Origin of the sequence: Lacrimispora sp. (assembly GCF_047605665.1) — a bacterium.
In the GTDB taxonomy this organism is placed as follows: Bacteria; Bacillota; Clostridia; order Lachnospirales; family Lachnospiraceae; genus Lacrimispora.
Genome location: NZ_JASGFH010000003.1, coordinates 248,197 through 263,823, shown reverse-complemented (window position 1 = coordinate 263,823; position 15,627 = coordinate 248,197). Strand labels below are relative to the sequence as shown.

Sequence of the window (15,627 nt, the reverse complement as noted above, 5' to 3'; positions counted from 1 at the left end):
CGGTAGGTCCAATAAGTCCCTGAGGCCCGGTAGGCCCAATAGGTCCTTGAGGTCCGGTGGGGCCTTGAGCGCCAGTCGCGCCAGCGGGTCCGGTAGGTCCAATAAGTCCCTGAGGCCCGGTAGGCCCAATAGGTCCTTGAGGTCCAGTAGGCCCTTGAGCGCCATTAGCGCCAGCGGGTCCGGTAGGCCCAATAAGTCCCTGAGGCCCGGTAGGTCCAATAAGTCCCTGAGGCCCGGTAGGTCCAATAAGTCCCTGAGGTCCAGTAGGCCCAATAGGCCCGGTAGGCCCATTAGCGCCCGCAGGTCCAGTAGGCCCAGCAGGTCCAGTAGGCCCAGCAGGCCCGGTAGGCCCAGCAGGTCCAGTAGGCCCGGCAGGTCCTGTAGGTCCCATACAGCAACGGCAATGGCATGAGCAGGTTTTGCCGCTTGTGTTTTCTTGATTAGCCTCTCTATTAGCTAAACACTTTTTGCAGCCACATTGGCAGGTGTTCACTTTTTTTGGTTGTTCAGGATTCATAAAGCTTCCTCCTATAAATTATTTAACAGCGTAATTTGGCGCTTAATGTATTATATTCAAGAAGAATTAATCTGCCATTTTTTGCTTTCGAAGCACTTATTTTCATGAATATCATTCGCCGGATGAATGTTTTTTTAACCTGTTTTTTATCCATTACCCGAACTTCATTTTCTCTTTTCAACCCATAACTTTACACCGCAAATACTTATTTTCCTTTGCTCTAAACCCAACTGAATAACTTATTTTATAAAGCTTTTATAATTCACAATCAACCATTTTTAAACCCACCTGAATGTTTTTCTCAACAGGAAAAAAGGTTTAAGAATCCTCTTGACAGCCATTTTTAAATAAGCTAGAATGTAAGTGCAATAATTACACCTACAATTGAATAACAAATGAAAAGTACGTAATATCCCTTATTCAGAGTGATGGAGATACAAAGGATCTATGAAGTCACGGCAACCCCGACCGGAATGATGGCGTTAAGCCAGAAGGAGCGGTGGGAAGGTGCCAGCCTGAGCGAGAAATCGAGCAATAAGAGGATTTGATACATTGTTGAATCAAGTCCGCGTTTTGCTGCGGGCTTTTCTTTTTGTTATTCCCCCATGTATATTAAGGAGGAAATGACAACATGGAAAAATTATTATTTACATCTGAGTCCGTTACAGAGGGACATCCAGATAAGATGTGCGATCAGATTTCTGACGCAATCCTTGATGCAATGTTAGAACAGGACCCTATGAGCCGTGTAGCCTGCGAAACCGCAACCACCACCGGACTTGTTATGGTCATGGGAGAAATCACCACTCATGCCTATGTGGACATCCAGAAGGTAGTGAGAGAAACCGTAAGGGAAATCGGTTATGACCGCGCCAAATACGGCTTTGACTGCGATACCTGCGGCGTAATAGTAGCCCTTGACGAGCAGTCCAAGGACATTGCCTTAGGCGTTGACCGTGCCTTAGAGGCAAAGGAAAATAAGATGTCTGATGAAGAGATCGATGCCATCGGAGCAGGAGACCAGGGAATGATGTTCGGTTTTGCCAGCAATGAGACCGAAGAATATATGCCTTACCCCATCTCCCTTGCCCACAAGCTGGCCCTCCAGCTCACAAAGGTCCGCAAAGACGGAACTCTGACCTATCTCCGTCCTGACGGAAAGACCCAGGTTACAGTGGAGTACGATGAAAATGGAACTCCCATCCGTTTGGATGCAGTGGTTTTATCCACCCAGCACGACGAAGAGGCAACCCAGGAGCAGATTCACAAGGACATCAAAAAATACGTGTTTGACCAGATCATCCCGGCAAATCTGGTGGATGAAAATACAAAGTTCTTTATTAACCCCACCGGACGCTTTGTTATCGGCGGCCCTCACGGCGACAGCGGACTTACCGGACGCAAGATCATCGTGGACACCTACGGCGGCTACGCCCGTCACGGCGGCGGCGCATTTTCCGGCAAGGACTGCACCAAGGTAGACCGTTCCGCAGCTTATGCAGCCCGCTACGTGGCAAAGAATATTGTGGCAGCAGGCCTGGCAGATAAGTGCGAGATTCAGCTTTCCTACGCAATTGGCGTGGCTCACCCGACCTCCGTCATGGTGGATACCTTTGGAACAGGGAAAGTGAGCAATGAAAAGCTGGTGGACATCATCCGCCAGAACTTTGACTTACGCCCGGCAGGCATCATCAAGATGCTGGATTTACGCCGTCCGATTTACAAGCAGACAGCCGCTTACGGCCATTTTGGAAGAAATGACTTAGATCTGCCTTGGGAAAAGCTGGACAAGGTTTCTCTTTTAAAAGAATATTTATAATCCTCACGGATATAGAAAAGATGCTGCTTTGCGGCATCTTTTTTTATGCCGGAAGCGGGCTGTTTCAAGAGAATTCAGGCTTTTTAAGATTTGGCACTAAAACTAGCGCCAAATCCCTGTTTCTTCGTGTTGAAATCTGCCGCCTTTATTGATTATAATAAGTATATCAAAAGGAAATGATTGGCCAATCATACCTAGCATGTATTACGCAGTAATACTATATAATGAAGTGAGGGTATGTATATGAAGGAGAAAATACAAGTATTTGGCCGCTTTTTAAGCGGTATGGTAATGCCAAATATTGGTGCATTTATTGCATGGGGATTGATTACAGCGCTGTTTATTCCAACAGGCTGGTATCCCAATGAAACTCTTGGCGCTTTGGTATCCCCCATGGCTTCTGTGCTTCTGCCTCTTTTAATCGCATATACAGGCGGTGCGGCAGTTTACGGACAGCGCGGCGGTGTTATTGGTGCAATTACGGCCATGGGTGTCGTTGTTGGTTCCAGTGTTCCCATGTTCATCGGCGCGATGATAATAGGACCTGTCAGCGCCTGGGTGATTAAGCAGTTTGACCGCAAGGTGGAAGGTAAGGTTCCGGCTGGATTTGAAATGCTGGTAAATAACTTTTCCATGGGTATCATCGGAGCTATCCTGACAGTGATCGCACTGAAAGGAGTTGCACCTGTTGTAACAGTTATGAATCAGGTTATGGAAGCGGGCGTTGGATTCTTCGTAGACCGCAAGCTGCTTCCACTGGCAAGTATTTTCATTGAACCTGCTAAGATTTTATTCCTGAACAATGCCATCAACCACGGAATCCTCTCTCCTATGGGAATCCAGCAGGTAGAGGAAATGGGAAAATCCATCTTCTTCCTTCTTGAGGCTAACCCAGGACCAGGACTTGGAGTATTGCTGGCTTACTGCCTTGCCGGAAAAGGTTCAGCTAAGAGCTCAGCTCCCGGCGCAATCATTATCCACTTTTTAGGCGGAATCCACGAAATTTATTTCCCATATATCCTGATGAACCCCCTTTTACTTCTGGCTGTTATGGCAGGAGGAGCCAGCGGAATCTTCATATTCCAGCTCACTGGCATAGGTCTTACCTCCCCTGCATCACCTGGAAGCATTCTGGCAATTCTTGCAATGACTCCAAGAGGTGAATACCTTGGCGTATTAGCAGGCGTTTTAGTAGCAGCAGCAGTTTCCTTTGTCGTATCACTCCCTCTGCTGAAATTCACAGCAAAAGGCGTGGATCTGGAAGACTCCCAGGAAAAAGTAAAACATATGAAACAGGAATCCAAGGGAATTGTGCAGGAAGAAAAGAAAGAAGCATTTACAGGAACCGTTAAAAAAATCGTCTTTGCCTGTGATGCAGGAATGGGTTCCAGCGCCATGGGAGCTACCGTACTGAAAAAGAAGCTGGCCGCAGCCGGATTCGGTGATATTGAAGTGGTTCATTCCCCTGTTTCTTCTATTCCAATGGATGCACAGATCGTAGTGACCCACCGGGAACTGAGAGAAAGGGCAGCCCACAGCAATCCTGAGGCTGAACTGATCTTAATCACCAATTTCCTGGCAGCTCCGGAATATGATCAATTGGTAGAAAAATTAAAAAAATAAAAAACAGCCTTTCTGGTATCCGCTTGTAAACCATGGTATAATACTTATAAATATAGATCACGGATTCAAAAGGGGAACTGCATTGATGAAGCTAACGGAAAGAGTACTGAAATATTACAGCAGGATCATTGCTGAATGCATACCTTTGTTTGTAACAGCAGGGTTGCTGTCAGTCTTTTCAGCAGGAGCGTTCCAGAATAATTATTTATCTGAAATGTCCAATATATTGTCCTTTCTGGTGATTCCGGTATTTATGGGATACAAAGCAGGAACAGTTTGCGGCGGGGATGCCGGCGGTTTAGCCGGCACCCTGGCCGCTTCTGCCGTTGTTATGACGGAGCCTGCCTCTGCCATGATTTTGTCGTCTGTAGCAGGCTGCATTGCCGGATTCCTGTGCCGAAAGGGGATAGACAGGGTGAAAAGCCGGATTCCTGCGGGATTTGAGATGCTTTTTACCAACTTGTACTTGGCAGGGCTGGGGCTTCTGGCCGGAGTATTCACTTATTTTCTGCTGATACCGGTGGCCCAGTGGCTCATGAGTTTTCTGGGAGACGGCCTGTGGATGATGATAGATAAGGGAGTCATTCCGTTTATCAGCTTTCTGGTGGAGCCTTTAAAGATAATCTTTTTCAACAACTGGATCAACCACGGCTTTTTCCTTCCTCTTGGACTGGAGCAGTTAAAATCAGGCAGCAGCTCTATTTTATTTCTTTTGGAAACCAATCCGGGACCCGGATTTGGAATTTTGCTGGCCCATGCCCTGATTTATAAAAATATGAGAAAGCAGATGTATTCCAGTCTGATCATCCAGTCCTTAGGCGGCATTCATGAAATTTATTTCCCCTATGTGCTGTCGGATATCCGGCTGCTGGCGGCTGTCATAGCAGGCAGTATTGCAGGAAATTACTGCTTCATGTTAACCGGCAGCGGGCTTTTAGGCCCCGCCTCTCCCGGAAGCGTGATCACTATTTTAATTATGTCGGACAAAAGTCATTGGCTGGGCGTGATTATGGGAATTTTAATTTCCGCCGCAGTGACCTGTCTTCTTTCCTGCCTGATTATGTCGGGAAAAAAGGGAAAGCTTATGACTGAGGAAAAAAATATACAGAAAGACGAAGGGATACCGGTGAAAAGAATTCAACAAGCTAAAATATATTTTGTCTGTGACGTGGGCATGGGCTCCAGTGCCATGGCAGGCGCCCTGTTTAAAAAGAGACTGAAGCTGGAAGGCCTGACAGGCATTGAAGTATTCCACGTGTCGGCTGACCGCATTCCTGCGGATGCGGATGTGCTCGTCTGCCAGAAGAATTTTGCCCGTTTTCTTCCGGAAACCGATAAACCCTGCTTTACTGTGGAGAATTTGACGGATATGTCCGGCTATAAAGAGCTCCTGAACTGGTTAATGGGAGGTGGGGAAGATGGCAGGAAGTGATTTTACACCCAGAATGCAGCAGATCGTTCTGGCTCTTTTAAATGAAAACGGCCCGGTTCCGGTCAAACAGCTTGCAGACCAGATAAACATCAGCAAGAGAACTGTGCAAAGGGAACTGGAATTCATTCCAAAAGCATTAAAAAAATACGGCCTCACCTTCTGCTCCAAAACAGGAACCGGCATCTGGCTGGAGGGGGAGAAGGACCTGATGGAAGATTTAAAGGCAGAACTGGAAGCAGACGATGCCCTTGACGTTTCAGACCGGATCGAACGGCAGAAGCGCCTGATTTTGGAAATTCTCAAGGATAAGACATTAAAAAAGCTGTATTACTACAGCGACCTCTTCGGGGTCAGCGAAGCCACTGTCAGCTCTGATTTAGAGGCGGTAAAGGAGTGGTTTCACAAATACCATTTAGAGATAAAGAGAAAGCCCGGATACGGTGTGTTTATTGAGGGCAGCGAGCGGGATTTCCGCCGCGCCCTCCGGGTATTTATTGATGAAAACATCCATACGGAAATCATACAGGAGATGTATGAGGCACGGAACCAGTCTGTGCTGAAGGTGGTTCAGAATAAAAGTGAGAGAAATATTTACCGGATTTTAGATGACGATATTGTAAAGAGGGTGACAGCCTGCATCCTGCGGATACGGGACAAGCGCATCCTCAATCTGACCCAGGAGTCCTACCTTGGGCTGGTGATTCATGTGGCGATTGCCGTAAACCGCATCCGCAGGCAGGAGATCATTGAGGAAAATCCCCTCATGGAAGATTCCCTGCAAAATGACCAGGACTATGATCTGGCAGAGACCATCACTAAGTCCCTGGAAGAAGAATTTCAGATTCATATTCCGGAAGTTGAATGCGCCTACATCTGCCTCCACATCAAAGGCTCCAAGATTCAGAATTTGAACATCGATGAAAAGTCCAGAAGTGAGATCGAAGAGTCCAGGGAACTGTGGGACGTGGTCAATGAAATGATTGACTGCTACGATGAAAATATTGCCTATCTGTTAAAGCAGGATGAGGAATTTGTAATCCAGGGCTTAATTGCCCATTTAAAACCCACTCTGGTCCGCCTTGCCAATGGCATGAAGATTCAAAACCCCCTGCTGGATCAGATCAAGCAGGATTATCCGGAGATTTTTGAACGGTGCAGAACCGTTGCAAAGGTGATCGAGGGAAAATACGGGTATGAGGTGCCGGAGTCGGAAATCGGTTTTCTCGCCATCCATTTCGGCGCCGCAGAGGTCCGGATGGAGAGCAGAAAGGAAAGCCGGAGAAAGGTGAGTATGGGAGTTGTCTGCGCCAGCGGAATCGGAATTTCCCGGTTTATGTCCTCCAAGATCGCCAGGGACTTTTCGGACCGGGTGGAGCTGTCGGTTTACGGAATGACGGATTTGACCCCTTATGTGCTCAGCAAGACGGATTTCTTTGTATCCACCATGGCCCTTGAGGAGCAGGCTGATGTCCTGTATGTAAGCCCTCTGCTTCCTGTCGAGGACATGGAACGGATCGCCGCAAAGGTGCGTCAGTTCGAATATGTTCCGAAAAAGCAGGACAACCAGGAGTTCACCATCCAGTTGGATCAGGTGAATTTTATGGCTGTTCAGATCAAAAGCATCATAAAGCTTATGGAGTATCAGCGGGTGGACAACGGGATCACCTTTGAAGAGCTGCTGATTGCTGTCAGTGAAAAGCTGGCGGTTTATGCGGACCGGCAGAGGATGATTCAGGAAGATTTGATGAGAAGGGAACAGCTATGCAGCCAGATATTTCCCGACTTAAACTTTGCCCTTCTTCACGCCAGAACCGAGGGAGTTGCAAAGCCGGTGTTTGCCGTCTGCCAGACAAAGGATGGAAAGCCGTTTCTGGACCCCTATTTCAGGGGGGTCTGTGTTGTTTTGGTCATGCTGGTGCCAAAGGATGACTATGCGGCAGAAAACAGTGAGATTTTAGGGGTGTTAAGCGAGCGGCTGATTGAGGAGGAAGAATTTCTGGAAGCTGTCAGGTCCGGAGAAAAAGAAGAAATCAGAGCTTTGGTTTCCCGGTATTTGAATCAGTATTTTAAACATTATCTGGACAAGATGTGAGAAATAAAAAGAAAAAGTGTGCGAGCCAATGGCTTTTCATAAGCCCCTGGCATGCGCACTTTTCCGTTATGGAAATCCGAAACCCTCAGATTTGGCATTATCAGATGGCGCCAAATGCCATTTTGTTTTCATTGAAAAAGGAGAGAGCATACCGCTATAATTTAAGTAGAAAGTTAGCACAGGAGGGCAAAGACGTGTTTGGATATGGAAAAAAGAAAGAAGAAAAGGCAGAGCTTCTGGAGCTTAAGAATATCCGTTTAAATTGCAGGCCAGGAGAAAAGGACGAGGTCATAAGACAGGTGGGACAACTGCTGTATCAAAGCGGCTGCGTGGATGAATCCTACATCGACGCCATGTTAAAGCGTGAGCTGTCATTTCCCACCAACATCGGCAATGGAATCGCGCTCCCTCACGGCGTTGAGGAAGCGAAGAAGACCATTAAACGCTCCGGAATCGCTGTCATGGTATTCCCTGACGGAACGGACTGGGGCGGGGAAAAGGTGAAGCTGGTTATCGGCATTGCAGGATCGGGAGAGGATCATTTAGAAATACTCTCCGTCATTGCAGAGTGTCTTGCCGACCCGGCTGATGTGGACCGGATTATGGGATACAGCGCAGAAGAAATTCACGCTATGTTTACGGGAAAGAGGTGTTCCTGATGATCGTTACAGTTACCATGAATCCAGCCATCGATAAAACAGTGGATATTGACCGGCTTGAGCGTGGGGATTTGAACCGGATCAAACGGGTGGAGCTGGATGCAGGAGGCAAGGGCATCAACGTTTCCAAGACCATTAAGGAATTGGGCGGAAAGAGCATTGCCGCAGGCTTTGTGGGAGGAATAAACGGCACCATCATCAAACACGTTCTGGCAGACCAGGGCATTGAAACAGATTTTGTGGAAGTGAACGGGGAAACCAGGACTAATTTAAAGGTGGTAGAGGAAAACGGAGAGGTGACGGAGCTCAATGAACCGGGACCGGAGGTGTCAAAGGAGCAGTTGGAAGATTTGCTGAACCGGCTTGACGGCTATGCAGGGCCGGAAACCTTGTTCGTTCTGGCAGGAAGCATACCCAAAGGCATCCCCACTGACATATACCGCAGGATTACGGAAGCGGCCCACCAAAAGGGGGCAAAGGTTCTGTTAGACGCAGACGGCCCGTTATTTTCCGAGTCATTGAAGGCGTCACCGGATATGTTAAAGCCGAACCGTTCCGAACTGGAGCGGTACTACCAGATGGATTACCGGGCTTCTGAGCAGGAGCTGGTTTCCATGGGACAGAAACTGCTGGAAAATGGAGCCAATATGGCCGTGATTTCCATGGGACAGATGGGAGCAGTTTTCCTGACAAATGAGAAACAGTACCGTTGTCCGGGGCTTCTGGTAAAGGCCCATTCAACTGTCGGAGCCGGAGATGCCCTGGTCGGGGCCATGGCTTATGGCTGGGATGAAAAGCTTCCTTTTGAAGACTGCATCCGGCTGTGCATGGGAGCTTCCGCAGGCGCGGTTACCAGCATAGGAACCAAGCCCCCAAGCCGGGAGCTGGTGGATGAGCTGGCTAAAAAGGCGGAATTATTGGAAATCCGTAAATGAGATTGAATGAATTGAGTTGGAGGAGATAAATATGAAGACAAAAGCTGTGAGAATGTATGGTAAGGATGATTTGAGGCTGGAGGAATTTGAACTGCCCCAGATCAAGGATGATGAGGTTCTCGTAAAAATTGTGAGCGACAGCATCTGCATGTCTACTTATAAATTAGTAAAACAGGGAGATAAACATAAACGTGCACCGAAAAACATCAGCACCAATCCGGTAATCATCGGCCATGAATGTGCGGGACTGATTGTAGAGGTGGGAAAAAAGTGGCAGGATCAGTTTCAGCCGGGGCAGAAATTTTCCCTGCAGCCTGCTTTAAACTACATGGGAAAACTGGATTCTCCCGGTTATTCCTATGAATTTTGCGGAGGTGCCTGCACTTACTGCATTATGCCGAATGAGGTCATGGAACTGGGATGCCTTTTGGAATACACAGGGGAGAGTTTCTTTGAGGCATCTCTGGGAGAGCCTATGAGCTGTATCATAGGCGGATTTCATGCCAACTACCATACCAATAAGAGAAATTACGATCACGCCATGGGCACAAAGGTGGATGGCAATATCCTGATCATGGGAGGCTGCGGCCCCATGGGGCTGGGAGCGGTCAGCTATGGTCTCCAGTTTGAAAATAAGCCTAAACGGATCGTGGTGACGGATATCAGTGATGAGCGGATTGAACGGGCGAAAGAAGTGATTTCAGAGGAATCTGCCAGGGAGAGAGGAATCGAGCTTCTTTACGTGAACACCAGCAAGATGGAGGACCCCATTGACGGCTTAATGGCTCTTACCGACGGCCATGGCTATGATGATGTGTTTGTCTATATCCCGGTCAGGCAGGTGGCGGAGATGGGAGATAAGCTGCTGGCTTTTGACGGCTGCATGAACTTCTTTGCAGGACCTACCGACAACCAGTTTAAGGCAGAAATCAATCTCTATAACTGCCACTACACCAGCACCCACATTATGGGAACCACAGGCGGCAACACGGACGACTTAATCGAAGCCAATAAGCTTTCCGCAGAGGGAGCCATTGAACCGGCGGTTATGGTGACACATGTGGGAGGAATTGACAGCATTGCAGAGGCGACCTTAAACCTGCCTTCTATTCCCGGAGGAAAGAAGCTGGCTTACACCCAGTTTGATATGCCTTTGACAGCTATCGATGATTTTGAAGAGCTGGGCAAAACCGATCCTCTGTTTAAAAAGCTCAGTGAATCCTGCAAGGCCCACAGGGGATTGTGGAACAAAGACGCGGAAAAAATACTTTTTGAACATTTTGGAATTGATTCCAGCGAATTATAAATTTCATATAAAAGACCAGGGTTTCTATCCTAAAATCAGGATGAAAGCCCTGGTTTTTTTGCGTGAAAAAAGCAGTTATCAGGGCTTATCTTAAATTTTAGAATTGTTTTATAAATTCTCTGGGCCAGGTGTGATATAATACCCTTACATGAAATTAATTTTTTGCAGCAGATTTTAGGATCAAACCATGAGAGGGGCGAAAAAATTGAAATTAAGGTTGAGAACCCGTCTGGTGGTAGCCTTTGTAATTATTACGGTGGTCCCTTTAATCCTCATATTCGCGGTGGTTTTGGGGCTTGGCAATTATCAGATGAAGGCTTTTCGGAAAGCCTACAATTTAACGGAGCAGGTGGACCTTTTATCCGGCAATTCCCTGCAGCTTTTTAACCGCCTGACCGGGGCGGAGTTAAGGGAGATCAGCCAGATTTTAGAAAACGATCCCCAGAAGATATCTGATCCGGAATATCTGGATAAACTCAATGAACGGCTCATGTCCAAATATGCCTATATGATTGTCCGCAAGGGAGAGGCGCTGGTCTTTGACGGAAACAGCCATATCACCCAGAGCCTTTATAAACAGCTTCCAAAATTTGAGGAAATTGACAGCACCATTGACGGAGCTATCTATTTAGACGGAGAAACCCAGCATCTGGTAAAGCAGATTGATTTTTTGTATCCGGACAAGGACAAGGGAAGTCTGTTCGTTGTTTCAAACGTAGATGGGTTTTTGCCGGAAATCAAGGTCATGATGGCCGAGATGCTGATGGCTATCATTCTGATCATCATTTTTACCGATGCAACCCTGGTCATGTGGGTGTACCGGTCTGTAGTGAGTCCGTTAGGAAGGCTTCAGGTCGCTACCAAGAAGATTCGGGATGGAGACCTGGATTTTGCCCTGGAAGTGGAAAATGACGACGAGATCGGCCAGCTCTGCCAGGATTTTGAGGAGATGAGAATCCGCCTTAAGGAATCCGCAGAAGAAAAGGTTCAGTATGACAAGGAAAATAAAGAACTGATCAGCAATATTTCCCACGACTTAAAGACGCCTATTACAGCCATTAAGGGCTATGTGGAAGGCATTATGGATGGGGTGGCATCCTCTCCGGAAAAGCTGGACCGCTATATCAGAACCATTTACAACAAAGCCAACGATATGGATAAGCTGATCGATGAGCTGACCTTTTACTCCAAGATCGATACCAATAAAATTCCCTATACCTTTTCTAAAATCAATGTGGCCGGCTATTTCCGGGACTGCGTTGATGAGGTGGGTCTTGAGATGGAGGCCAGAAACATTGAGCTTGGATATTTCAATTATGTGGACGAGGATGTGTCGGTCATCGCAGATGCGGAGCAGATGCGCCGGGTCATCAACAATATTGTCAGCAATTCTGTGAAATATATGGATAAGAAAAACGGAATCATTAACATCCGGATCAAAGATGTGGGAGATTTCATTCAGGTGGAAATTGAGGACAACGGCAAGGGAATTCCTGCAAAGGACCTGCCGAATATCTTTGACCGGTTTTACCGCACCGACTCTTCCAGGAATTCTTCCCAGGGAGGCAGCGGAATCGGTTTATCCATTGTGAAAAAGATCATTGAAGATCACGGAGGCCGGATATGGGCTACCAGCAAGGCAGGAATCGGAACGGAGATCCATTTCGTTTTAAGAAAATATCAGGAGGTCATACAGGAATGAGCAGAATACTGATCGTCGAAGACGAGGAAAGCATAGCAGAGCTTGAGAAAGATTATCTGGAGCTGAGCGGGTTTGAGGTAGAGATTGAGAACAACGGAGAAGCTGGGCTTGATCTGGCTCTTCATGAGGATTTTGATCTGGTGATCCTGGATTTGATGCTTCCGGGAGTGGATGGTTTTGAGATATGCAGGAAGGTGAGAGAGGTGAAGAATACGCCTATTATCATGGTTTCTGCAAAAAAAGAAGATATTGATAAGATTCGCGGCCTGGGTCTGGGCGCTGATGACTACATCACAAAGCCTTTCAGCCCCAGCGAGATGGTTGCCAGGGTAAAGGCTCATTTGGCCCGTTATGAAAGGCTCATCGGAAGCGGTATGCCGGACAATGAGATCATTGAAATCCGGGGCCTGAAGATCGATAAGACTGCAAGGCGTGTGTGGGTCAACGGAGAAGAGCGGAACTTTACCACCAAGGAATTTGACCTTTTGACCTTCCTGGCCCAGAACCCGAACCATGTGTATACAAAGGAAGAGCTGTTCAGCAAGATATGGGACATGGAATCCATCGGCGATATTGCCACGGTTACGGTTCATATTAAAAAGATCAGGGAAAAAATTGAGTTCAACACGGCAAAACCCCAGTATATTGAAACCATATGGGGAGTGGGGTACCGGTTTAAGGTGTAATGTAGAACCGGCTAAAAAGTTGAATATATCCACATAAACACAAAATCCCGTGTATGCCAGTACACGGGATTTTTTTCGGATCATGGGAAGGGACAGGAAAATATGAAAGAAAAATTATATGAGATACCGCTAAATGACGCCATGGATGCAGGAGAAGAATGCCCTTTCTGCTATCTGGAGCGGAAAACAGAGCAGGAGCTGATGGACTTTGTACTTGGCTCCTGCGCTTCTTATATGGAGAGCGATACAAGGGAAAATACGGATAAGGAGGGTTTTTGCCGAACACATCAGAAAAAGATGTTTGATTACGGCAATGCCCTTGGAAACGGCTGGATATTAAAAACTTATTATAAGAAGCTGATCAAAGAGATGAAGGAAGAATTTCAGGGCTTTGCGCCCGGAAAAACCTCTCTCAAGGACCGTCTGAAGGGAAAGAGCACAAATGCGAACGCCATCCAGTCATGGGTTGAAGAAAAGGAAAAGACCTGCTATATCTGTGACCGTTTTTCAGAGCGGTACGAACGTTACCGGGCCACATTTTTCCATTTGTACAAAAAGGACTCTGCCTTTCGGGAAAAACTGAAGGCCGGCAAGGGCTTCTGCCTCCACCACTTCGGAGATTTATGCCAGGGCGCAGACCAGTATTTGAGCGACGGAGAGCGGAAAGAATTCTATCCCGTCATCTTTCATCTTATGGAACAGAACATGGAGCGGATGTCCGGGGATATTGACTGGTTTGTTGAGAAGTTCGACTATGCCAATAAGGATGCGGACTGGAAAGACTCCAGGGATGCCGTGCAGAGAGGGATGCAAAAAATCCGGGGCGGATATCCCGGTGACCCGGTATACCGGCTGAAATAGGATTTTTTCACTGGTTCAGCCGCTTGATCTGCCCCGGAGTGTATCCCGTAGTCTGGCGGAAAGTGCGGATAAAATTGGAATAATCGTTAAAGCCGGACAGATGGCAGGCTTCAGAAACCGTATGCCCCTGGGACAGCAGCTCCTTTGCCAGGGAAACCCGTTTCACCACGATATACTGGAATATGCTGCTTTTCGTCTCTGATTTAAACAAATGGCTTAAATAGTATTTATCAAGGGAAAGAGCCTGGGAAATGGAGTCCAGGGTCAGGGGGCTTGTCACGTTCTTGTCTATATAACTCATAATGGCCTGGGCCTTGTGGGGCCTTGGAGCCGTTTTAGAGGAACCGGTCTTTTGCCAGGCCTTGTTAATGAGGATTAATATCTGAATTAAGGTTGTAACAGCCGTTAAATCGCTGCCGTATGTGCAGCGGTTTTTTATTGCCTTTTCCAGGGTACGGGCCAGAACGGACAGGCTTTCGTATTCCTCCCCGGAAAGGAGAACCATGTTTCCCGTGGCAGGCTTTCTCTGAAAGCAGTCCAAAAGATTGGTGTCAGGAGTGCAGTAAGGGCGGATGAAGGCCGGGTTTACATGGATGACTAAGCGGGTGAAGGCTTTGTCCGTGGTGTTGATGGCCTTATGGATCTCCCGGTTGGAAAACAGGATTAAATTTCCTGGGGTCATATCGTAGCAGACATTTTCCACGAAATACTGGATATGGCCGTCTAAAAGCAGATAGATTTCATGGTTGTTATGCATGTGAAAATCCACGTTTCCTGCCACCTGGCTGGTGGTGAAATTGCAGCTGTAGGGCTCGGAAAATTCGCTGTAATCGTATTGTGATTCTTTGTTCATGTCCCCTCCTGAAATAGACAATTTGCGCATATTTATAGTCAATCTGCGCAAACAAATTGCGTCAAAAACATTGTATAATAAATTTACCACAGAAACAATCAAAAGAAAAGAGGGGTAAATCATGATTCGGGTCGGGGTGATTGGTTGCGGAAATATAGGCGGAGTCCATGCCGGTATCTTAAAGGAAATAAAGCAGGCAAAGCTTTGCGCCATGGCAGATATCCGCATGGAACGGGCCCAGGAATATTCCGTCCGTTTTACACAAGGGAAGGCGGCTGCCTATGAATCCATGGAGGAAATGCTGGAGGCAGAAGAGCTTCACGCGGTTCACATCTGCACCCCTCACAACTGCCATGTGCCAATGGCAGTAAAAGCCTTAAAAAAAGGAATCCACGTGTTTATGGAAAAGCCTCCCGCCATATCCAGGGAACAGTTTCAGGAGCTTTCAGAAGCTTCCAAAGAGAGCCGGGGAAGGCTTGGAATCTGTTTTCAGAACCGTTATAACGAAACCACAAAAAAGGTCACGGAGCTTTTAGAAGAAGGAAGCATGGGGCAGATCAAGGGGGCGAGAGCCTTTGTGACCTGGCACCGGGACGCTTCTTACTACACAGAAAGCGGATGGAGAGGAAAGCTTGAAACAGAGGGAGGCGGAGCCCTGATCAACCAGTCCATTCACGCCTTGGACCTGCTTTTAAACTGGCTTGGAAAACCGGTCTGGACGGAAGCCACCACCAGCAACCACCACTTAAAGGGCATTGTAGAGGTAGAGGATACCCTGGAAGCCTATATGGCCTTTACAGAAGGGCCGGAACCGGTGAGCGCCAGCTTTTATGCAACCACCGCTTATGGGGCTGATGCGCCTGTATTTTTAGAGCTTGTGTGCGAACACGGATTTGTCCGGCTGGAGGGAGCGTCCGTCTGGTATCAAAAGGCGGAAGACGAGGAGCCGGTCATGTGGCGGGCGCCTAAGGCCTCCATGCCTGGAAAAGCCTATTGGGGGAACGGACATGAGGCCTGTATCAAGGACTTTTATGACTGCCTGGAATCCGTGAGGGTTTATGCCAATGATCTGGCTTCCACAGAAAATACATTTTACACCATGATGGATATTTACGATTCAGCGAGAAATGAGGAGAGGTAAA

At 47.5% G+C, this 15,627-nt stretch carries 12 protein-coding genes and 1 riboswitch; of the genes, 11 read left to right on the top strand and 1 reads right to left on the bottom strand.

The features are described from left to right. Nucleotides 1–930 precede the first annotated feature (930 nt). Nucleotides 931–1,058, top strand: a riboswitch (SAM riboswitch). 90 nt (nucleotides 1,059–1,148) lie between these two features. From metK to QM657_RS03825, 10 genes are all read left to right on the top strand, one after another. Beyond that, nucleotides 1,149–2,336: a methionine adenosyltransferase gene (gene metK, locus QM657_RS03870; protein WP_415065224.1), complete on the top strand. Its 1,188-nt coding sequence runs from the start codon at nucleotides 1,149–1,151 to the stop codon at nucleotides 2,334–2,336. A gap of 243 nt (nucleotides 2,337–2,579) precedes the next feature. Next, entirely contained in the window at nucleotides 2,580–3,959 is a 1,380-nt protein-coding gene (locus QM657_RS03865) for a PTS mannitol transporter subunit IICB (protein WP_415065223.1), read from the top strand. A gap of 85 nt (nucleotides 3,960–4,044) precedes the next feature. Beyond that, a complete protein-coding gene (locus QM657_RS03860) occupies nucleotides 4,045–5,391 on the top strand; it encodes a protein-N(pi)-phosphohistidine--sugar phosphotransferase (RefSeq protein ID WP_415065222.1) in 1,347 nt (448 codons plus the stop codon). Further along, complete coding sequence (locus QM657_RS03855) at nucleotides 5,378–7,483, top strand: BglG family transcription antiterminator (RefSeq protein WP_415065221.1); 2,106 nt, start codon at nucleotides 5,378–5,380, stop codon at nucleotides 7,481–7,483. The genes QM657_RS03860 and QM657_RS03855 overlap by 14 nt, the downstream gene beginning before the upstream one ends. 194 nt (nucleotides 7,484–7,677) lie before the next feature. Continuing rightward, nucleotides 7,678–8,142: a PTS sugar transporter subunit IIA gene (locus tag QM657_RS03850; protein WP_415065220.1), complete on the top strand. Its 465-nt coding sequence runs from the start codon at nucleotides 7,678–7,680 to the stop codon at nucleotides 8,140–8,142. Continuing rightward, nucleotides 8,142–9,077, top strand: a complete 936-nt coding sequence (gene pfkB / locus QM657_RS03845; protein WP_415065219.1) for a 1-phosphofructokinase — start codon at nucleotides 8,142–8,144, stop codon at nucleotides 9,075–9,077. The genes QM657_RS03850 and pfkB overlap by 1 nt, the downstream gene beginning before the upstream one ends. A gap of 31 nt (nucleotides 9,078–9,108) precedes the next feature. Then, nucleotides 9,109–10,383, top strand: a complete 1,275-nt coding sequence (locus tag QM657_RS03840; protein WP_415065218.1) for a zinc-binding dehydrogenase — start codon at nucleotides 9,109–9,111, stop codon at nucleotides 10,381–10,383. A 205-nt stretch (nucleotides 10,384–10,588) separates the two neighbouring features. Further along, nucleotides 10,589–12,085 carry an ATP-binding protein gene (locus QM657_RS03835; RefSeq protein ID WP_415065217.1) on the top strand — a complete coding sequence of 499 codons (1,497 nt, stop codon included), beginning with the start codon at nucleotides 10,589–10,591 and terminating at the stop codon, nucleotides 12,083–12,085. After that, nucleotides 12,082–12,771 carry a response regulator transcription factor gene (locus tag QM657_RS03830; RefSeq protein WP_333646326.1) on the top strand — a complete coding sequence of 230 codons (690 nt, stop codon included), beginning with the start codon at nucleotides 12,082–12,084 and terminating at the stop codon, nucleotides 12,769–12,771. Before QM657_RS03835 ends, QM657_RS03830 begins: the two co-directional genes overlap by 4 nt. Nucleotides 12,772–12,873: 102 nt before the next feature. Continuing rightward, nucleotides 12,874–13,632, top strand: a complete 759-nt coding sequence (locus tag QM657_RS03825; protein ID WP_415065216.1) for a DUF6062 family protein — start codon at nucleotides 12,874–12,876, stop codon at nucleotides 13,630–13,632. A 7-nt stretch (nucleotides 13,633–13,639) separates the two neighbouring features. Here the strand turns inward: QM657_RS03825 and QM657_RS03820 are convergent, their stop codons facing one another. After that, complete coding sequence (locus tag QM657_RS03820) at nucleotides 13,640–14,485, bottom strand: AraC family transcriptional regulator (protein ID WP_415065215.1); 846 nt, start codon at nucleotides 14,483–14,485, stop codon at nucleotides 13,640–13,642. Between the two features lie 121 nt (nucleotides 14,486–14,606). Here QM657_RS03820 and QM657_RS03815 point away from each other — a divergent pair, with 121 nt between their 5' ends. Continuing rightward, nucleotides 14,607–15,626, top strand: a complete 1,020-nt coding sequence (locus QM657_RS03815; protein WP_415065214.1) for a Gfo/Idh/MocA family protein — start codon at nucleotides 14,607–14,609, stop codon at nucleotides 15,624–15,626. Nucleotide 15,627: the final 1 nt, after the last annotated feature.